Origin of the sequence: Lysobacter sp. TY2-98 (assembly GCF_003367355.1) — a bacterium.
Taxonomy (GTDB): domain Bacteria; phylum Pseudomonadota; class Gammaproteobacteria; order Xanthomonadales; family Xanthomonadaceae; genus Cognatilysobacter.
Window position 1 is genome coordinate 2,280,201 of sequence record NZ_CP031413.1, and the last position, 17,522, is coordinate 2,297,722.

A 17,522-nucleotide genomic window follows, 5' to 3' on the forward strand; every position below is an offset into this window, starting at 1 on the left:
CGACCCGATCCCGATGACCGACACGCTCCCCGACCGCCTCGCCACCGATCCGCGCAGTCCCTTCCACGACGCCGCCCTGCTCGAGCGCGGCATCGGCATCCGCTTCAACGGCCGCGAGCGCCGCGACGTCGAGGAGTACTGCGTGAGCGAGGGCTGGATCCGCGTGGCGGCCGGCCGCGCCATGGACCGCCGCGGCCAGCCGATGACGCTGAAGCTGCGCGGCACCGTGGAGCCCTACCTGCTGATCGCCGACACCGCGTCGGACGCCGACGCCGGCTGATCGCGCGGCATGCACGACCGCCGTCGCGATCTCCGGATCGCCACGGCGCGCACGGTTCACGCTGTTCATCGATCGCGCCTGCGGCCGATATCGCGGTGGTCTCCCCCGATCGCCGCGCATGACCCAGCTCACCGACGACCAGGCTCGCGATTACATGCACAAGCTCCTGGCCGCCATGGCGAACGCCGGCGGCTCGGACCTGTTCATCGCGCACGATTTCCCGCCGAGCATGAAGGCGCACGGCCAGATGACGCCGCTGAGCCCGCAGAAGCTCACCGGCGCCGTCACCCAGCAGCTCGCGCGTTCGTTGATGAACGACAAGCAGCGTGCGGAGTTCGCCGAGCAGTTCGAATGCAATTTCGCGATCGCCGTGCCCGGCGTGTCGCGCTTCCGCGTCAACGTGTTCATGCAGCAGGGCCATGTCGGCATGGTGCTGCGCACGATCGCCGCGGAAATTCCGAACTTCGAAAAGTTGCGGCTGCCCGATGTGCTGAAGGAGCTGGTGCTCGCCAAGCGCGGCCTGATCCTGCTCGTCGGCGGCACCGGTTCCGGCAAGTCGACCTCGCTCGCCGCGATGCTCGACCACCGCAACCGCACCACCGCCGGTCACATCATCACGGTGGAAGACCCGGTCGAATACGCGCACGCCTCGCAGAAGTCGCTGGTGACGCACCGCGAGGTCGGCGTCGACACGCACAGCTGGCACCACGCGCTCAAGAACACATTGCGCCAGGCGCCCGACGTGATCCTGATCGGCGAGATCCGCGATGCGGAGACCATGGAGCACGCGATCGCGTTCGCCGAAACCGGCCATCTCTGCCTGTCCACGCTGCATGCCAACAGCGCGTCGCAGACGATGGAACGCATCATCAATTTCTTCCCGGAAGAACGCCGCACGCAGCTGCTGATGGATCTTTCCGCCAACCTGCGTGCGATCGTGTCGCAGCGCCTGGTGCGCACCGAAGACGGCAAGGGCCGCGCCGCGGCGATCGAGATCCTGATCAACACGCCGACGATCGCCGAGAAGATCTTCAAGGGCGAGTTCAACGAGCTCAAGGCGATCATGAACAAGTCGCGCGAGCTGGGCATGCGCACATTCGACTGGGCGCTGTTCGAGCTCTACAACGACGGCATGATCAGCTACGACGAAGCGATCCGGAATGCCGACTCGGCCAACGAGCTGCGTCTCAACATCAAGCTGAAGAGCCGTCGTGGCGAACCGGCGAATGCGGCGGCGCTGTCGCTGTCGCTCGATGCGGCGCCGACGGCGGAAGACGCTGAAACAATCCGTCGCGAGGAACTGCGTCGCCAGCAGGAAAAGCGCGACCAGCTGGAACTCGAGCGCCTGCAGCGCGAGAAGGCCGCGCGACCGGCCTGATCCCGGCATGGCGATAATGGCGGCCCGACCGGAGCCGCCACCGATGCACGTCGCCTCGCTGCACCTGTATCCGCTGAAGTCGTGTGCGCCGCTCGATGCCGAGGCGCTCGACGTGACGTTGCGCGGCCCGGTGGGCGATCGTCGCTGGATGGCGGTCGATGCGAACGGGCGCTTTCTCACCGCGCGCCAGCATCCACGCCTCGTTGGCATTCGTGCGTTGCCGGACGACGCTGGCATCGTGCTAAGTGCGAACGACATGCCGGCGTTGCATGTCCAACCTCCAGCCAACGATGCGCCGCGCCGCGAGGTCGTCATCTGGGACGACACCGTGCATGCCGTCGATGCCGGCGACAACGCCGCGGCATGGCTGACGCAGTACCTCGGCCTGACGACGCGCCTCGTGCACATGGATGCCACGGTGCATCGGCCGGTCGACGCGAAATACGGGAAGCCGGACGACGAGGTGAGCTTCGCCGACGGCTATCCGCTGCTCGTCATCACGCAATCGGCGCTGGACGAACTCAACGCGAGACTCGCATCGCCGGTGCCGATGGCGCGGTTCCGACCGAACATCGTCGTCGCAAGCACCGCGCCGAATGCCGAGGACGGCTGGCGACGCGTGCGCGTCGGCGAGGTCGAATTCGATGCGGTGAAGACGTGCATCCGCTGCGTGTTCACTACGATCGATCCGGCGACGATGACGCGCGATCCCGGCGGCGAGCCGCTGCGCACGCTGCTGACCTATCGCCGCACGCCGAAAGGCGTGTCGTTCGGCATGAACCTGATTCCGCGCGGCACCGGTCGCATCGCGCGTGGCGATGCAGTGGTCGTACTCGACTGAGGCTACGTCACCAGCACGATCTTGCCAGTGTGCCGGCCGGACTCCAGCCAGGCGTGTGCCTGGGCGGCTTCGGCCAGCGGGAAGGTGCGATCGACGACGACGCGAACGCGGCCTGACTCGATCCACGGCCACACGACGCGCTCAACCTCGGCGGCCAGACGGGCCTTCTCATCGGCATCGCGCGGGCGCAGCGTCGAACCTGTGAGCACGGCACGTTTTCGCATCAGTGCCCACACCGGCACCTCGAGCATGTCGCCGCCCTGCGAGGCGATGTAGACGATGCGGCCGCCGGTATTGAGCGCATCGAGCGTCGTCGCGAAATACGGCGCGCCGACCATGTCGAGTGCGACGTCGACGCCGCCGTTCGCCTTCGCGATCGCGCCGAAGTCCTCGTGCGTGGTGTCGACGGCGATATCCGCACCGAGTTCGCGCGCCGCGGCTGCCTTGTCTGCGCCGCGTGCCGTCGCGATCACGCGCGCGCCCGCCGCCTTGGCCATGCCGATCGCCATGACGCCGATGCCCGACGTCGCGCCGTGCACGAGCAGCGTCTCGCCGGCTTTCAGCGCGCCATGTTCGAACACGTTCGCGTAGACGGTGAACGCGGTTTCGGGAATGGCAGCGGCGTGCACGAAATCGAGATCGTCCGGGATCGGCAGCGCATGGCGTGCGTCGACGACCGCGTACTGGGCGTATCCGCCGCCCCCCAGCAGCGCGCAGACTCGCTCACCCTCTTTCCATCGACCGGCGCCGCGTACCACCTCGCCCGCAATTTCGAGACCGAGCGTCGACGGTGCGCCAGGCGGCGGCGGATAACGACCCTCGCGCTGCAGGATGTCGGGCCGGTTCACGCCCGCCGCCCGCACGCGCACGAGCAGTTGGCCCGGGCCCGGTTCGGGCCGGTCGACGATCACCGCGTGCAGTGCTTCGGCGGGGCCGGCGCCGTCGCGCACGGCGATGGCGGTCATGGTGGCGGGCAGGCTCATGCGGGACTCGCATTCGGGGACGCGGCACCGTAGCGCAGTGGCGCGTTCGTCGGCGTCAGTGCGCGGCGACGGGCGCGAGCCCGGGTTCCCACACCGTCGCACGCCCCTTGCCACTTCGCTTGGACGCGTACATCGCCTGGTCCGCGCGTGCGAGCAGCGCGTTGGCGTCGATACCGCTGCGCGGCAGGTAGACCGCCACGCCCACGCTGGAGGACATGCGACGCGGCGCACCGCCGATCACGTACGGCGTTTCGGCCACGCGCAGCAGCTTGTCGGCGACGATGTCCGCGTTCGGCATCGGTTCGGCGAACGCCTCGGCCACCACGACGAATTCGTCGCCGGCGAGGCGCGCCACCATGTCGACCGCGCGCACCGAATCGCGGATGCGACAGGCGAACTCGCGCAGCAGGTCGTCGCCCGCGTCATGCCCATAGGTGTCGTTGACCTGCTTGAAGCCGTCGAGGTCGATGAAATACACGCCGAGCGCGGTGCCGTTGCGGTCCGCACGTTGCATCGCACGCGGCAGCGATTCCAGCAGCAGGCGACGGTTCGGCAGGCCGGTCAGTGCGTCATGCAGCGCCTGCATGGCGAGCGAGACTTCGAGCTGCTTGCGCTCGGTGATGTCGCGCAGGAACGCATCGAAGTAGCGGCGCTCGCCGCGCCAGCGCGAACGCATCGACACCTCTGCCGGGATCTCGCGGCCGTCGCGCGTCAGCGCCTGCATCTCGACACGACGGCCGATCCATTGGGTCTCGCCGGTCGCGAGGAACCTGCGCAGGTCGGCGTCGAAGGCCTCGCGATGCGCTTCGGCGAGCAGCATTTCCGAGAACAGGCGCCCATAGGCCTGGCTGCGCGACCAGCCGAAGATGGTCCGTGCGGCGCGGTTCCATTCGACGACGCGGCCGTCCTCATCGAGCATGATGAACGCGTCGTTCGCCTGCTCGAGGATGGCGCGGTGGTTGGCGGCGTTCTCCGCCATTTCCGCCGTGCGCTCCTCGACGCGGCGCTCGAGCTCCTCGTTGATGCGCGCCAGCGCCTGCTTGCGCTCGGCCAGCGCGTCGAGCATGGCGTTGAACGAATCGACCAGTCGGCCGACCTCATGCACGCGACTCGGCAATGCACGCACGTCGTGGCGGCCTTCGCGCACCGCGTCGGCGACGTCGAGCAGGCGGTAGAGCCGGCGCGTCACCATGTGCGCGAGTGCGATCGCCAGCAGCGCGCCGAGTGCGACGGCGACAAGTGCGAACAGCAGGCCGTCGCGTACCGTGTCGCGCAGCGCACAGGCGATCGGCACCGGGTCCGGCGCGACGCGCAAGGCGCCGATATCACGACCTTCGCTGCGCAGCGGCACGGACGTCGTCGGCGGCGTCCCGCCGCGTTGCCAGACAACGCGACCATGACCATCGACGATCTGCAGCGCGACAAGGCCCGCATCGTCGATCAGGTCGCGGGCATCGGCCTCGATGCCGGCGCGATCGCCCCGCGCGAGTTCCGGCGCGATGTGCAGCGCGGCGCGCGTCGCGAGCTGGTGGACGTGGCGCGCCTCGGTCTCTCGCAATGACGCCTGCTGGCGCCACACCGCGTGCGCGACGAAGGCCGTCATCAGCACCGCCTGCACGAGCATGACGCCCGCCGCGAGCTGGCGGCGCAGCGAGGCGCGACTCATCCGCACCTCCGATCACGCCCACACGGCAGCGTCCGCGCGCGTGTGCGCGTCGACAGCTCCGCTGGAGCGCCGGCCGGCGATGCAACCCCGGCCGACGGCGTGTGGTCGCGCATCGGCAAGCCCCGCAAACGTCGTCGGGCGGGACGCCCCGCCCGGCGGCCGCTAGGACGGTCCGCCGTGTTCCTTAACGGCCGGGGCGCCCGACTCTTCAGCGGGGCATGTGCTTCCAGTGGCGGGGTTTGCCCTCGGCGAGCCACTCCAGCGCCTGGGCGAGACGGCGGTCACGGGTGTCTTCGCGCTTGGCCTCGACGATCCATTCGACGTAGTCGCGGCGCTGACTCGGAGGAAAGCCGTCGAAGGTCGCCTTCGCGGCCGGATGCGCCGCGAGCGCCGAGCGCATCACCTCGGGCATCTCCAGCGCCGGCCGCGGCGTGCGCGGTCTGGCCGGACGCGGTGCATCGCTGTCGACCAGCGTGACCGCGCGACGCACCTGCTCGGCGATGTCCTTCGCCGGCGGCAGGTCATCGAGCGTGCGCAGGCGACCGAACTGGCCCATGCCGTCGTTGCGTGCCGCGCCCGTAACCTCGCTGGCGCGCCAGTAACCGAAGCTCGCGTGCTGCTTGAACGCCGCCATGCCGGCGATGAGCCGTCCCTGATGCATGAACACCGGACGGCCCCAACGGATCGATTCATCGATATGGCTGCAGGCCGCGTGCACGTCGCGCCGCAGCCGTTCGAGCAGCGGCCGCGCGAACGGCGCAGCGTTGGCGATGTAGGCGTCGACGCGCGGATCGGTGGTGGTCATGCCGGCGTGCTCCGTTCGTATCGCCCGCCATCAGCGGGCGACCGCATCGTCGCACTGTGCTGTCGCATTTGCATCGCGCGCTGCGACACCGCGATGCAGCGGAGTGCACCGCGGTGAACGCCGTTAATTGGTTTCGACATGCGGATGCCGTGGAACTTACGGCCCGATGCGGAGACTGCGCCCGGGCGTCGAGCACGTCCATGCAATCAATCCAGAGAGGAGTCGAAGATGGCGAACAACCAGGGCGGCAACAATCGCAACGACAACGATCGCGGTGGCAACCAGGGCAGCAATCAAGGCGGCAACCAGGGCGGAAACCAGGGCAGCGCCCGTGGTTTTGCCGCGATGGATCGGGACGAGCAGCGCGAGATCGCGTCGGAAGGCGGTCGCGCGGCGCACCGCAGCGGCAACGCGCACGAGTTCACCTCGCAGGAAGCCCGTGAGGCCGGTCGCAAGGGCGGCGAAGCCAGTCATGGCGGCGGCAGCAATCAAGGTGGCAACCAGGGCGGCCGCGGCGGCGACGACCGCTGACACGCGCTGATCCGCGCAAAAGAAGACAGCGCGGAATTCCGCGCTGTCTTCGTTCCCGTACCGCTGTCGACGTGATCAGTGCGCCAGTCGCAGCGCCTCGCGCTTCGCGGCGCGGCGCGCATCGCGCGGCTGGCGGTAGTTGTTGTCGAACAGCGCCGGTTCCCATGAGCCGTAGGTCGGATTGGCGAGCACCCACCAGCGCTGGCCGAACCAGTCCTGGTGCGCGTTGTAGATCGTTCCGCGATTGTCCGGCGTGTTCGGTGCGATCTGCACGAAGTCGCCGAGCTGGTCGCCGAACTGCATCAGCACGCGGTACTTGCGGCCGATGAGCTGGCGACGGCAGTTCTTGTCGCTGCCGTCCTGATCGCAGTCCTGCACGACGGTGCCGAGGCCGAGGAATGCGTCGTCCTTCACGTTCAAACCGACGCCGCGCAGGTTGGCGATCGTCGCGTCCTTGAGATCGACGGCGCGGTTGGAGATGAAGAACAGCGCGATGCCGCGTGCCTGCGCGGCCTTGGCGAATTCGAGCACGCCCGGAATCGCGGTGGCCTTGCGCTCGTTGACCCACGCCGCCCATTCGGCTTCGTTGAACTCGCCGCCCGCCTGCGTCAACCGCGCCTGGTAGGGCGAGTTGTCGAGCACCGTTTCGTCGACGTCGAAGATCACCGCCGGCGGCAGGCCGCGCGCCGGATTGCTGCGCTCGACCGGATCGAGTGCGTCCCACGTCTTGTCCTTGAGTGCGCGATCGAGCTGTGCGGTCGCGGCGCGGTACGTCTGCAACGAATTGGCGCGGTACTCGACCGACGTCTGCATCCACAGCACGGCGTTGAGGTTGTCGTCCGCAGGGACAGTGGCTGTCGGTGCGGGCGCCGAAACGGGCGCGTCGGCCGCGGGCGCATCGGCGCGCACGGCGTCGTGCTGGCAACCGGCGAGGACAAGGGCGAGGCACAGCGGGGCGAACGAAAGGCGCATGGGGTCGGCCGGGAACGCGGGCCGACAGTCTAGGCGCTCGGCCGCTTGGACAGAACGGCGGCTGCCACAGCGCGTTCACTGCCGCTTGCCTACGGTCGCCGCCAAGGAGGTGTCCGTGCAGCCCAAATCCCGACGTGCCGCATGGTGGCAGGCCATCGCGCTGGTCGCCGTGACCGCGACGATCGCCACCGCGACGACGGTCCGCCTGCATCGCCCGTTCGATGCCGACACCCTCGCGATCCAGGTCGGCGAGCTGCACTCGGTCGCCGCCGAGACGCAGTTGCTCGTCGAGCAGGCCGGTCACGACCATCTCGCGCCTGCGTTCGTGCGGCACCACGCGCAGCAGCTGCGGACGACGGTCGAGCGCACGCGTGACGCGCTGGCCGGCAAGGCGGCGATCGCGCGCTACGACGCACAGCGTCGCCAGGCCCTAGCGCTGGCCGACGCGCTGCATGCGCGCCTCGACGTGCTGGCGCGCGACGCCGCTTCGGCGTCGGCCACGCCACAGGCCTTCGCCGCGCTGGCGGACGCGCTCGACGCGCTCGATCACCGCATCAAGCCGGACGCCTGACCGATGGCGATGTTCCTTGAACTCTTCCTCGGCGTGCTGACCGCGATGGGCGGCTTCGTCGAGATCGGCGAACTCACCTTCATGCTCAACGCCGGCAGCAAGTTCGACTACTCGCTGCTGTGGGTGGTCGCGATCGGCACGGTCGGCATCATGGTCTACGGCGAGATCGCCGGGCGCATCGCCGCCGTGCGCGGCCAGGGCGTCTTCAACGTGATCCGCGAGCGCGCGGGCATCCGTCTCGGCCTGCTCACGCTGTTCGCGGCGACGCTGGTCTGCCTGCTCACCACCGCCGCGGAAATCGGCGCGATCGCGCTGCTGTGGAACCTGCTGTCGGGTTGGCCGTATCGCTGGCTGCTGCTCGCCGCGTTCGCGTTTCTCGTGCTGGTGGTGTGGTTCCTGAAGTTCGGGACCATCGAGCGCGTGTTCGGCCTGTTCGGGCTGATGATGACGGTGTTTCTCGTCGCCGTGTGGAAGATGCATCCCGACTGGAGCGCGGTCGCGCATGGGTTGGTGCCGACGGTTCCCGCGTTGCCGCCCGGTCGCAAACTGCTGTACGCGTACTACGCGGTCTCGCTCTTCAGTTCGGTGATGCTGCCGTACGAGACCTACTTCTACGCCTCCGGCGTGGTCGAGGATCACTGGACACCGAAATACCTCCGACTCAATCGTTTCATCGTCATCGTCGGCTTCGCGCTCGGTTCGTTGCTTTCGGCGTCGCTGCTGGTGATCGGCAAGCTGTATTTCGGCCATGCGCAGGTCGATCCCTCGCTGCCGGGCACCGCGGCGTTCAGCGCGGCCAGCGTGCTCGGACGTGCAGGCCTGTGGCTGGCGGTCGGTGGCATGTTCTTCGCGTTTGCGGGCGCGGGCATCGAGACCGCGATGTCGTCGGCGTACAACATCGCGCAGTTCTTCGGCTGGACGTGGGGCAAGTACCGCACCGCGCGTGGCGCGCCGCGATTCGCACTCGCATGGATCATCGTCTTCATCGCGGCCACAGCCATCGTGCTGACGGGCGTCGATCCGATCCAGGTGGTGGAGTACTCGATCGTGTTCTCGGTGGTGATCCTGCCGCTCACCTACTTCCCGATGATGGCGATCTCGCGCGATCCCGACACGATGGGCGTGTACCGCAACGGCTGGCTGTCGAACACGCTGGGGTGGGCGTTCTTCGTCGTCGTCTGCATCGCCGCGGTCGCCGCGATCCCGCTGCTGGTCATGACCCACGGAGGCCAGGGATGAAACACGGACTCGGGCGCGAGCCCTACATCGACGTGTTCCGGCAGGTGCTCGACCACGCAGTCATCGATGCGGACGACTGGATGTGCGGCATGGTCGACGACATCGAGCTCGAGGGCGGGGTCGGTGAGCCCTTGCGGATCACCGCGCTGTTGATCGGTCCCGGCGCGTGGATGCCGCGCCTGCCGGCGCTGTTCGCGCGCACGTTGCCGCATGTGTTCGGCACGCGCTGCGTGCGCGTGCCGTGGGCGGAAGTGTCGAGCGTGGGCGAGCACATCCGGCTCAAATGCCGGCGCGCGCAATACGGACTGGCGACGGTCGACCGCAGGCTCGGCCTGAGGATCGGCAAGGTTCCGGGCAGCGAACGGGGTGGCGCATGAACGCGACGACGCGGCTGACGCGCATCACCCAGCTCGAAGGCATCGCCGTGCGCGCGCAGGACGGTAGCCGGCTCGGTCATGCGTTCGAAATCCGCAGCAACGGTGCGGCGGAGACGCAGCCCACCTGGCGCGAGCGCAGCATCGATGCGCTGCTGTGCGGACGTCTCGGTCTGCTCGAACGGTTGGGCTGGAGGGAGCCTGACGCGCTCGTCGTGCCGTGGGAGGCGGTGATCGCGCGCGACGAACGCGGGCTCATCGTGCGCGGCACCCGGGACGACTACACGCGCACCTGATACGACGCGGCCCGCCTCGAGGGGCGGGCCGCAAGTCAACGCCGGCGCAGCTTCACGTCACTCGCGCATCGTCACCTGCATGCCGGGCGTGACCACCTTGGACAGTGCCTGCACATCCCAGTTGGTCATGCGGATGCAGCCATTGGATTCGGTCTTGCCGATGCGATCGGGATGCGGCGTGCCGTGGATGCCGTAGTGCTCCTTGGTCAGGCCGATCCAGACCGTGCCGACCGGGTTGTTCGGGCCCGGCTTCACGTCGGCTTCCTTGTCCGTCTTCTTGCTGCCGGCGATCAGCTTGGGGTCGTAATGCCAGACCGGGTTCTGCTGCACGGCGGTGACCTTCCAGTCGCCGATCGGCAGCGGGAACTCGGCGCTGCCCGTGGTGACGGGGAACTGGGCGAGCGTCTTGTCGTTCGCGTCGACGATCAACAGCGCGGAATCGGACTTGTCGACCACGAGCTTCGCCGGCGCGGGGAACTGCTCGCCCGGTTGCACGTTGAGCACGGTGATCGTCGTGCCGGCAGCGGGCGCAGCCTTGGTGGTGGCGGTCTTGGACGCATCCGCCTTGGCTGTCCCCTTCGACGCATCGGCCTTCGCAGCGTCGGCCTTCGTCGTCGATGCCGCGTTCGCCGCGTCCAGCGCCGCGAAGTCGACATCCGGGTTGAGCTTCTTCAGCAAGGCCGGCGCCATGTGGAACTTCTCGGCGATCTTTTCGAGCGCGCTCTCGTACGGCAGTGCATCGAGCTTGGCCATATCCATCGGCGACTTCGGCGTCTTCGCGAACGAGCCGGCGAGATCGTCGGCGGTCAGCGCGTAGTCGATCAGCACGGGTGCGGTGTCACGATTGAGCAGGTCCCAGGTCGCGCTGTCGAGCGTGCCGGTGGCCTTGATGCTGTTCGCGCCCTGGAACGCCTTGACGGCGCGCTGCATGTTGCTGCCCTTCGCGCCGTCGATTTCACCGGGCGAGAAGAACGCGCGCTCCAGAAGGACCTGCGCGCGCAGGGGATCTTCCTTGGCTAGCTTGGCGTCGGCGGCCGCGGCCACCACGGGCGGCGGCGTAGGAACGGGCGCAGGCGCCGCGGCGGCGTCGCCCGGTGCGACCGGCAACGTCGACGTCGGCGTGCCCGGCTGGCCGTCCTGCATGCCGGGCGGCTGCGCGACACCGGGTGAGACGGGTGCCGTCGTCGCGACCGACGTAGCGGCGGGTGCAGGTGTCGGTGCGGACGTCGCCGCATCCTTCGACGGGCTGGGCGACATCGAACATGCGGCGAGCAGCGCGACGGACAGCGCGGACGCGAGGGGCAACAGTTGCGAGGACGAAGTGGATCGCATGGAGACGGCACCGCGGTGGAGATGCGTTCCATCCTTCGTGCGGCCGGTCTTCGAGGCGTGAATCCCCGCCATCGCGGCAACCGTCCGTTCATGCTTGCGACGCGCTCGTCGCCGTGACATCGCGACGGCCAGCGCCGCGCGACGATCCGTCCCGACCGCCGGCCCAATTCGCAGGCCATCGCCGTGCGAGCATCGGCCGCCGCACTCCGGGGGGATTGCCGAATGGCCATGGTGTTCTGGGCGCACGTCGCGTTCGACGGCGCACTCCACTGCGAAGGCGCCGACCGCCTCGCGCTCTACCGTCACCGCCACGCGCTCGATGCGCTGGCGCAGCGACTGGGTCTGCCGCGCCTGGACGCGATGGTCGACACCACCGACCTGCGCTTCAACTTCGGTGAGCTTGATGTCCCCGACGACGACCCGAACGCGGCGATGCTGGTCAACGGCGTCTGGTGCGACGCCGAGCGGGCGCTGCTGCTGTTCGAGGGCCTCGATGCGGCGCTCGACGGCGAGGCGACGCTGGACGCCAAGGCGCGTCTGGCCGTGCGCGAGGAGCTGCAGGGCGTGCTCGACTTCCTCCGGCCGCGCGCCATCGACGGCGCGCGCTTCAACCTCGCGGTGGTGATGTGAGCCGACGCCTGACGCCGTTCCATCTCGCGATTCCCGTGCATGACGTCGCCGCGGCGCGTGCCTTCTACGGCGGCGTGCTCGGCTGCGCGGAAGGGCGCAGTGCCGAGCGCTGGGTCGACTTCGACCTGTACGGCCACCAGCTGGTCTGCCATCGCGTGGATGGCATGACGGCGCGTGTTACCGGCGACAACGCGGTCGACGGCCACGACGTGCCGGTGCCGCATTTCGGTGTCGTGCTGGAGATGGACGACTGGACCGCCCTCGCCGATCGCCTGCGCACCGCCGGCATCGACTTCGTGATCGAACCGCACGTGCGCTTCGTCGGCCAGCCGGGCGAACAGGCGACGATGTTCTTCCTCGATCCGTCGGGCAATGCGGTCGAGTTCAAGGCGTTCGCCGACATCGATGCGCAGCTGTTCGCGACGTGAGCGGAATGTTCAGCCGTTCGCACACGGCGCGTGCGAGTCTCCACGTCCCGCCACCGTGGATATCCGCCATGCAGCGACTCCTCGTCCCAGCCGCACTCGTCCTGTTCGCGACCGCCTGCGCCCATGCTCCGGGGGCGACCTCGTCGGGCAATGCGATCGAGGGCCGTGTCACCGCGCTCGACACCGCGCCGTGGGCCTATGACGGCAGCGGCACGCTGACGGTCGACGCGGGAACACGCACCGTGCGCGTGTCGTTGCCGGCCCGCTGGAACCTCTGCAAGGGCCGCGGGCTGGATCGCGTGGGCGACCTCAAGGTTGGCGACCGCGTGCGCGTGACGGGCACTGCGGGCGACGACGGCACGGTCGACGCCTGCAGCGATCCGAACGGTTCGATCGAGAAACTCTGACCGCGTGCGGCGGACCGCACGCGGCCGGATGCCGCGTCAGCGCGGCGCGTAGATCGAGGTCAGCAGATCGGGCTTGCCGGCGATGCGCTCGAGATGCGGGTAGCGCAGGCCGCCGTGGTAGTCGACCGGAATCGTCTGGTAGCGATCGAACGACTTCACCATCAGGCGGATCGGCGCCTTGTCGTCCTTGGCCGCCTTCACCGCGTCGCTCAGCACGTCCTTGCTGTACTCGCGATCGTTGACCGCGACGATCGTCATGCCGCTGCCGATGCCGGCGTTGAACGCGGGGCTGTCCCAGCGCACGTCGGACACCTTGCCGTCCTTGCCGATCGACAGGCCCAGCGAATACACGAAGTCCGCACCGCCGCCCTTGGCCGCGGCTTTGGCGACGCCGTTGGGTTCGTCCTTGTAGACGAGCTTCCAGCCCGACGCTTCCAGGCCGCCGGTGAGCGGCACCTTGCCGTCGAGGCGGTCGCGCAGGAACGTCGCCCAGTCGTCGTGCACCACGCCGTCGAGCGTCTTGACCACGTCGTCGAAGGTGTAGGTGTTCTGCACCTTCCACTCGCCGTCATTCACGCCGAAGAACGCACGCGCGAAGTCATCCAGCGACTTCTTGCCGCCGGTCTTCGCGCGGATGCGTGCGTCGGCTTCGAGCCAGATCATCTGCCCGGCGGAGTAGTAGTCCTCGGACAACTGGTAGTTGCGGTACGACTTGGGACGACGCGACGCGATGATCGGATCGTTCGTCGTGTCCTGCACCGCGCGCCACGCGAGGCCCGGGCGGTTGTCGGCATAGGTCGCCGCGGTGAGCGCGAGGGCGTCGAACGCGGCCTGCTTGCTGCGCAGGCCGGAGCGACCGGTCAGCACGTTGCCCCAGTACTGCGTCTGCCCTTCATAGACCCACAGCAGCGAGTCCTGCATCGGCACGTTGTAGTTCGGTGTCCACAGGTCGGCCGGACGGCGGTACTTGCCGTTCCACGAGTGGGTGTACTCGTGCGCGAGCAGGTCGCTGAAACCGGCCTTGGGGTCGTAGTCGGTGAAGTAGCCGGTGTCCTCGCCGTCCTCGCTGGAGCGCTGGTGTTCGAGGCCGTTGCCACCGAGCTGGTCGGACAGCGAGAACAGGAAATCGTAGTGGTCGTAGTGCTGCCCGCCGTAGAGCTTCATCGCCTGCTGGTAGAGGCGGCGATGCGCGTCGATCTGTTCGGGCTTGGCTTCGAGGTACTTCGGCGCGTCGGCAAAGATGTTGAGGCGCACCGGCACCTTCGCGCCCGGCGCGAGGTCGATGACCTTGCCGTAGCGGCCGGCGTAGATCGGCGAGTCGACGAGGATGTCGAGCGGCACGTTGCGATAGGTGACCGTGTCGCCCTTGGTCTCGGCGACGTCCAGCGCGGTGGCGGCACCGAAGCCTGCGGGATATCGCACCGACGCCGAGGTGTCGATGCGGCTCGCGTAGTGGCCCGCCGGGTACAGCACCAGCGCGTTCCACTGCAGGTTCATCATGTTCGGCGTCATGACGATGCGGCCCTGCGCGGGATCGGTCGGCGTGAGGTACTGGTATTCCGCCGTCACCGAGGTGGCGCCCTGCGGCACGTCGACGTGGAAGGCGAAGACATTGAGCGGATCGCGCGTCCACGCGAGCTTCTGGCCGTTCGCGGTGAACGCGAGGCCGGCGATCTTGTCCAGCGGGCCGGACGGGCCGTGGTTGCCCGGCAGCCACTGCGGATACAGCAGCGTGAGGCGGCCGGCCTGCGCGGGAATCTCCTCGCGAACGCGCACGATGCGACGCGCGAGGTCGGTGGCGTCGACGTGGATCGACACGGTGCCGGGGTACGCGGTGTCGGCCGGAACCGGCACCTGCGCGCTGGTCAGCGCGATGTCCTGGGCGAAGGCGGGCGCAGCGGCCAGGGCGGCGGCACAGAGCAGCGGAAGCAGGCGACGGACGGGTCGGGACATTCGATGCGGATCCGGTGGCGTGGAAGTCGCCGGATCGTACGTGGGCCAGCGGCTGCGCCGCGTGTGCCATGCGCAACGATCGGCACTGCGTCACATCGTGCACTGCAACACGTATGCACGGTCTTTAACCGCATTCGCGCAATACTCCGGCCGTCTTCCCACCAACGGCACCCGTCATGAGCCTGCGCCCCCTGATCCTCGCCGCTGTCCTCTCCGTCGCCGCGCTGCCCGCCTCCGCGGCCGACCTGTCGTGCACGCTGAATTTCTCGATGACCGGGTGGAGCGCGTTCTACAAGCACTCCGAAGGGACGGGCACCGTCACCTGCAACAACGGCAAATCGCTGCCGGTGAAGATCGAAGCCAAGGGCGGCGGCCTCACCATCGGCAAGTCCAAGGTGACCGGCAAGGGCAAGTTCTCCGGCGTGCACAACATCCGCGACGTGCTCGGCGGCTACGCGACCGGCGAAGCCAACGCGGCCGCGGGCAAGGCGGGCAAGGCGCAGGTCGTGACCAAGGGTCCGATCTCGCTCGCGTTGTCGGGCGTCGGCGAGGGCGTCGAGCTCGGCATCTCGTTCGGCAGCTTCATCATCAGCGCGCGCTGACTTCCGGTACACGCGCCTTGACGGGGCCAGCGGGTAGCCTCGGCGGATTCCACCACCGGATTCCGCCATGCGACCGCTGCCCCGTCGTCTGCTCGCCGTCACCGTTTCCGCCGCGCTCGTCGCGGGCCTCGCCGCCTGTAACCGGCAGCCCACGCCGCAGCCTGAAGGCGCCGCGCCGAAGGCCGCGCCCGCTGCAGCATCGACCAAACCCGTGCTCGGCACGTTCGGCTTCGACACGGCCGGCATGGACCGCTCGGTCGCGCCGGGCGACGACTTCTACCAGTACGCCAACGGCGGCTGGATGAAGACGACGGAGATTCCCGCCGATCGCTCCAGCTTCAACAGCTTCACCCGCATCTCGCTCGACACAGAAAAGCAGGTGCGTGACCTCATCGAAGGCGCCGCCAAGGACAAGAACGCAAGCGGCGACCTGCGTCGCATCGGTGACTACTACACCGCGTTCATGGACGAGGCCGGGATCGAGGGCAAGGGCATCGCGCCGCTGAAGCCGACGCTCGACGCGATCAATGCCATCACCGACGTCAAGTCGCTCTCGAACGAATTCGGCTCCGAACTGCGCGCCGACGTCGACCTGCTCAACAACACCGACTACTTCACCGATCGCCCGTTCGGCGTGTGGATCACGCAGGACATCCACGATCCGACGCGCAACATTCCGTACTTCGTGCAGGGCGGCCTGGGTCTGCCGGATCGCAGCTACTACCTCGACCCGAAGAGTGCGGCCCTGAAGACCGCGTACCAGGCGCACGTGCAGAAGGTGCTCGAACTGGGTGGCGTCGCCGATGCCGCCGCGAAGGCCGCGCGCATCGTCGCGCTGGAAACCGCGATCGCGAAGGTGCACGCCACGCAGGAACAGACCAACGACGTCGACCGCGGGTCGAAGAACGTGTGGACGCAGGAGGACTTCGCGAAGAAGGCGCCAGGCCTCGATTGGGCGACGTTCATGGGCGCCGCGAAGCTCGGCGGGCAGAAGGACTTCGTGGTGTGGCAGCCCGAGGCCGTCGCCGGCATCTCCAAGCTCGCCGCCAGCGAACCGCTCGATACCTGGAAGGACTACCTGACCTTCCACGCGCTCGACCGCGCGTCGTCGCTGCTGCCCAAGGCATTCGCCGATGAGCAGTTCGCGTTCTACGGCCACACGCTCAACGGCACGCCGCAGCAGCGTGACCGCTGGAAGCGCGCGGTGTCGATGACCAGCAACGTGCTGGGCGAAGCCGTGGGGCACGAATACGTGAAGCGTTACGTCGATCCCAAGACGAAGGCGCGCGCGGAGGAGATGGTCAAGAACATCGTCGCGGCGTTCGGCAAGCGCATCGACGCGCTCGACTGGATGAGCCCGGAAACCAAGGCCGCGGCGAAGGCGAAGGTGGAAGGTCTGCAGGTGGCGGTCGCCTACCCCGATACATGGCGTGACTACAGCGCACTCGACATCAAGCCCGACGACGCACTGGGCAACGCGCAACGCGCGGAGATGGCCGAGTACCAGCGCAACCTCGCCAAGCTCGGCGCGCCCGTGAAGCACGACGAGTGGTACATGACGCCGCAGACGATCAACGCGGTGAACATTCCGCTCGAGAACCGCCTGATCTTCCCCGCCGCGATCCTGCAGCCGCCGTTCTTCGATCCGAATGCCGACGATGCGGTGAACTACGGCGCGATCGGTTCGGTGATCGGCCACGAGATCAGCCACTCGTTCGACAACTCCGGCGCGCTGTTCGATGCGCAGGGCAAGTTGCACAACTGGTGGACGCCGGCGGACTTCAAGAAGTTCGACGCCGCGGGCCAGGCGCTGGCGGCGCAGTTCAGCGCCTACAAGCCGTTCCCGGATCTCGCCATCAACGGCAAGCTCAACCTGGGCGAGAACATCGCCGACGTCGCCGGCATCGCCACCGCGCTCGACGCCTACCACCTCTCGCAGCAGGGCAAGACGCCGCAGACGCTGGAAGGCTTCTCGCCGGACCAGCGTTTCTTCCTCGGCTTCGCGCAGGCGTGGCGCAGCAAGGCGCGCGACGAGGCGATGCGCAACGCGGTGCTGACCGACGTTCATTCGCCGGGTCGCTATCGCGCGCAGACCGTGCGCAACGTCGACGCGTGGTACGACGCATTCGACGTGAAGCCCGGCCAGGCGCTGTACCTGGCACCGGACAAGCGGGTCAAGGTGTGGTGACGCGAAACACGTAGCAACCCGAGAACGCCCGGCCAACGCCGGGCGT

19 protein-coding genes are annotated in these 17,522 nt (G+C 68.3%); 13 read left to right on the forward strand and 6 right to left on the reverse strand.

Annotation, left to right across the window (positions count from 1 at the left end; all coding sequences use genetic code 11):
* The first annotated feature begins 13 nt into the window (after positions 1–13).
* The 3 genes from DWG18_RS11055 to DWG18_RS11065 all read left to right on the forward strand — a co-directional run bounded on the left by DWG18_RS11055 (position 14) and on the right by DWG18_RS11065 (position 2,499).
* The gene (locus DWG18_RS11055) at positions 14–280 is read left to right on the forward strand and encodes a DUF3297 family protein (protein ID WP_115647240.1); all 267 of its coding nucleotides are present in this window, start codon (positions 14–16) and stop codon (positions 278–280) included.
* A 118-nt stretch (positions 281–398) separates the two neighbouring features.
* Positions 399–1,658: a PilT/PilU family type 4a pilus ATPase gene (locus tag DWG18_RS11060; protein WP_115647241.1), complete on the forward strand. Its 1,260-nt coding sequence runs from the start codon at positions 399–401 to the stop codon at positions 1,656–1,658.
* A gap of 43 nt (positions 1,659–1,701) precedes the next feature.
* A complete protein-coding gene (locus tag DWG18_RS11065) occupies positions 1,702–2,499 on the forward strand; it encodes an MOSC N-terminal beta barrel domain-containing protein (protein ID WP_115647242.1) in 798 nt (265 codons plus the stop codon).
* Positions 2,500–2,501: 2 nt separating this feature from the next.
* Here the strand turns inward: DWG18_RS11065 and DWG18_RS11070 are convergent, their stop codons facing one another.
* The 3 genes from DWG18_RS11070 to DWG18_RS11080 all read right to left on the reverse strand — a co-directional run bounded on the left by DWG18_RS11070 (position 2,502) and on the right by DWG18_RS11080 (position 5,953).
* Complete coding sequence (locus DWG18_RS11070) at positions 2,502–3,482, reverse strand: NAD(P)H-quinone oxidoreductase (RefSeq protein ID WP_205289343.1); 981 nt, start codon at positions 3,480–3,482, stop codon at positions 2,502–2,504.
* Positions 3,483–3,537: 55 nt separating this feature from the next.
* Positions 3,538–5,148 (reverse strand): diguanylate cyclase, encoded by a 1,611-nt coding sequence (locus DWG18_RS11075; protein ID WP_115647243.1) that lies wholly within the window; start codon positions 5,146–5,148, stop codon positions 3,538–3,540.
* Positions 5,149–5,356: 208 nt separating this feature from the next.
* Positions 5,357–5,953, reverse strand: coding sequence for a YdeI/OmpD-associated family protein (locus DWG18_RS11080; RefSeq protein ID WP_115647244.1), 597 nt, complete (start codon positions 5,951–5,953; stop codon positions 5,357–5,359).
* A gap of 228 nt (positions 5,954–6,181) precedes the next feature.
* Between DWG18_RS11080 and DWG18_RS15655 the strand changes: the two genes are divergently transcribed.
* Positions 6,182–6,484 carry a KGG domain-containing protein gene (locus DWG18_RS15655; RefSeq protein ID WP_115647245.1) on the forward strand — a complete coding sequence of 101 codons (303 nt, stop codon included), beginning with the start codon at positions 6,182–6,184 and terminating at the stop codon, positions 6,482–6,484.
* A gap of 75 nt (positions 6,485–6,559) precedes the next feature.
* On the opposite strand, the gene DWG18_RS11090 is transcribed toward DWG18_RS15655, so the two are convergent.
* Positions 6,560–7,456, reverse strand: coding sequence for an HAD family acid phosphatase (locus DWG18_RS11090; protein ID WP_115647246.1), 897 nt, complete (start codon positions 7,454–7,456; stop codon positions 6,560–6,562).
* Positions 7,457–7,571: 115 nt separating this feature from the next.
* Between DWG18_RS11090 and DWG18_RS11095 the strand changes: the two genes are divergently transcribed.
* Genes DWG18_RS11095 through DWG18_RS11110 form a run of 4 tightly spaced genes read left to right on the forward strand, consistent with a single transcriptional unit; the run spans position 7,572 to position 9,936 of the window.
* The gene (locus DWG18_RS11095; protein WP_162823804.1) at positions 7,572–8,027 is read left to right on the forward strand and encodes a hypothetical protein; all 456 of its coding nucleotides are present in this window, start codon (positions 7,572–7,574) and stop codon (positions 8,025–8,027) included.
* A gap of 3 nt (positions 8,028–8,030) precedes the next feature.
* A complete protein-coding gene (locus DWG18_RS11100; protein WP_115647248.1) occupies positions 8,031–9,266 on the forward strand; it encodes a divalent metal cation transporter in 1,236 nt (411 codons plus the stop codon).
* Positions 9,263–9,643, forward strand: coding sequence for a hypothetical protein (locus DWG18_RS11105; protein ID WP_115647249.1), 381 nt, complete (start codon positions 9,263–9,265; stop codon positions 9,641–9,643). The genes DWG18_RS11100 and DWG18_RS11105 overlap by 4 nt, the downstream gene beginning before the upstream one ends.
* Positions 9,640–9,936 (forward strand): hypothetical protein, encoded by a 297-nt coding sequence (locus DWG18_RS11110; protein WP_115647250.1) that lies wholly within the window; start codon positions 9,640–9,642, stop codon positions 9,934–9,936. Before DWG18_RS11105 ends, DWG18_RS11110 begins: the two co-directional genes overlap by 4 nt.
* A gap of 57 nt (positions 9,937–9,993) precedes the next feature.
* Here the strand turns inward: DWG18_RS11110 and DWG18_RS11115 are convergent, their stop codons facing one another.
* Positions 9,994–11,268, reverse strand: a complete 1,275-nt coding sequence (locus DWG18_RS11115; protein ID WP_162823805.1) for a L,D-transpeptidase — start codon at positions 11,266–11,268, stop codon at positions 9,994–9,996.
* Positions 11,269–11,490: 222 nt separating this feature from the next.
* On the opposite strand from DWG18_RS11115, the gene DWG18_RS11120 reads away from it, so the two are divergent.
* The 3 genes from DWG18_RS11120 to DWG18_RS11130 all read left to right on the forward strand — a co-directional run bounded on the left by DWG18_RS11120 (position 11,491) and on the right by DWG18_RS11130 (position 12,733).
* A complete protein-coding gene (locus DWG18_RS11120; protein WP_115647252.1) occupies positions 11,491–11,898 on the forward strand; it encodes a hypothetical protein in 408 nt (135 codons plus the stop codon).
* Complete coding sequence (locus DWG18_RS11125) at positions 11,895–12,326, forward strand: VOC family protein (RefSeq protein WP_115647253.1); 432 nt, start codon at positions 11,895–11,897, stop codon at positions 12,324–12,326. Before DWG18_RS11120 ends, DWG18_RS11125 begins: the two co-directional genes overlap by 4 nt.
* A 68-nt stretch (positions 12,327–12,394) precedes the next feature.
* Positions 12,395–12,733 (forward strand): hypothetical protein, encoded by a 339-nt coding sequence (locus DWG18_RS11130; protein ID WP_115647254.1) that lies wholly within the window; start codon positions 12,395–12,397, stop codon positions 12,731–12,733.
* A gap of 36 nt (positions 12,734–12,769) precedes the next feature.
* Here DWG18_RS11130 and DWG18_RS11135 read toward each other — a convergent pair whose 3' ends face one another.
* Positions 12,770–14,686, reverse strand: a complete 1,917-nt coding sequence (locus tag DWG18_RS11135; protein ID WP_115647255.1) for a M61 family metallopeptidase — start codon at positions 14,684–14,686, stop codon at positions 12,770–12,772.
* 176 nt (positions 14,687–14,862) lie between these two features.
* Here DWG18_RS11135 and DWG18_RS11140 point away from each other — a divergent pair, with 176 nt between their 5' ends.
* Together DWG18_RS11140 and DWG18_RS11145 are read left to right on the forward strand one after the other, a co-directional pair.
* Positions 14,863–15,288, forward strand: a complete 426-nt coding sequence (locus DWG18_RS11140) for a hypothetical protein (protein ID WP_115647256.1) — start codon at positions 14,863–14,865, stop codon at positions 15,286–15,288.
* 67 nt (positions 15,289–15,355) lie between these two features.
* Positions 15,356–17,476 (forward strand): M13 family metallopeptidase, encoded by a 2,121-nt coding sequence (locus tag DWG18_RS11145; RefSeq protein WP_115647257.1) that lies wholly within the window; start codon positions 15,356–15,358, stop codon positions 17,474–17,476.
* The last annotated feature ends 46 nt before the right edge of the window (positions 17,477–17,522 follow it).

Coding starts and splice junctions, on each gene's coding strand:
- DWG18_RS11055 (WP_115647240.1), top strand. CDS start 14: ATGACCGACACGCTCCCCGACCGCCTCGCCACCGATCCGCGCAGTCCC.
- DWG18_RS11065 (WP_115647242.1), top strand. CDS start 1,702: ATGCACGTCGCCTCGCTGCACCTGTATCCGCTGAAGTCGTGTGCGCCG.
- DWG18_RS11080 (WP_115647244.1), bottom strand. CDS start 5,953: ATGACCACCACCGATCCGCGCGTCGACGCCTACATCGCCAACGCTGCG.
- DWG18_RS11090 (WP_115647246.1), bottom strand. CDS start 7,456: ATGCGCCTTTCGTTCGCCCCGCTGTGCCTCGCCCTTGTCCTCGCCGGT.
- DWG18_RS11115 (WP_162823805.1), bottom strand. CDS start 11,268: ATGCGATCCACTTCGTCCTCGCAACTGTTGCCCCTCGCGTCCGCGCTG.
- DWG18_RS11120 (WP_115647252.1), top strand. CDS start 11,491: ATGGCCATGGTGTTCTGGGCGCACGTCGCGTTCGACGGCGCACTCCAC.
- DWG18_RS11070 (WP_205289343.1), bottom strand. CDS start 3,482: ATGAGCCTGCCCGCCACCATGACCGCCATCGCCGTGCGCGACGGCGCC.
- DWG18_RS11135 (WP_115647255.1), bottom strand. CDS start 14,686: ATGTCCCGACCCGTCCGTCGCCTGCTTCCGCTGCTCTGTGCCGCCGCC.
- DWG18_RS11100 (WP_115647248.1), top strand. CDS start 8,031: ATGGCGATGTTCCTTGAACTCTTCCTCGGCGTGCTGACCGCGATGGGC.
- DWG18_RS11075 (WP_115647243.1), bottom strand. CDS start 5,148: ATGAGTCGCGCCTCGCTGCGCCGCCAGCTCGCGGCGGGCGTCATGCTC.
- DWG18_RS11105 (WP_115647249.1), top strand. CDS start 9,263: ATGAAACACGGACTCGGGCGCGAGCCCTACATCGACGTGTTCCGGCAG.
- DWG18_RS11145 (WP_115647257.1), top strand. CDS start 15,356: ATGCGACCGCTGCCCCGTCGTCTGCTCGCCGTCACCGTTTCCGCCGCG.
- DWG18_RS15655 (WP_115647245.1), top strand. CDS start 6,182: ATGGCGAACAACCAGGGCGGCAACAATCGCAACGACAACGATCGCGGT.
- DWG18_RS11110 (WP_115647250.1), top strand. CDS start 9,640: ATGAACGCGACGACGCGGCTGACGCGCATCACCCAGCTCGAAGGCATC.
- DWG18_RS11140 (WP_115647256.1), top strand. CDS start 14,863: ATGAGCCTGCGCCCCCTGATCCTCGCCGCTGTCCTCTCCGTCGCCGCG.
- DWG18_RS11130 (WP_115647254.1), top strand. CDS start 12,395: ATGCAGCGACTCCTCGTCCCAGCCGCACTCGTCCTGTTCGCGACCGCC.
- DWG18_RS11060 (WP_115647241.1), top strand. CDS start 399: ATGACCCAGCTCACCGACGACCAGGCTCGCGATTACATGCACAAGCTC.